This window comes from Cupriavidus sp. SIMBA_020, from assembly GCF_046535395.1.
In the GTDB taxonomy this organism is placed as follows: Bacteria; Pseudomonadota; Gammaproteobacteria; order Burkholderiales; family Burkholderiaceae; genus Cupriavidus; species Cupriavidus campinensis.
Window position 1 is genome coordinate 1 of sequence record NZ_JAWRWU010001319.1, and the last position, 248, is coordinate 248.

Below are 248 nucleotides of genomic sequence, written 5' to 3' on the forward strand. Positions count from 1 at the left end.
GCTGACGCTCGCCCTCGGCCAGTTGCAAACGGCGGATCGGCAGTGTGTTCGTGAACGGCGTGGCGGCGATGTCGATATCGACGCAGCCCTCGATTGCGCTCAGCACGAGGCCGTGACCGTCGCGCCAATTGCCGGCGCCGTCGCCATGCAATTCGAGTTCGCCGCCGCCGACGATCTTGAGCCACGCATACCGGGTGCGCCACTGCGCGTCGCAGCGCACCACGTAGTGCAGGCCATACGCCTTGCCG

1 protein-coding gene is annotated in these 248 nt (G+C 67.3%); it reads right to left on the minus strand.

The genetic code is table 11. The features are described 5' to 3' along the window. Window positions 1–248 (minus strand): putative glycolipid-binding domain-containing protein (locus tag SB751_RS33775; protein WP_410749468.1); only part of this gene is annotated, 248 nt, incomplete at both ends.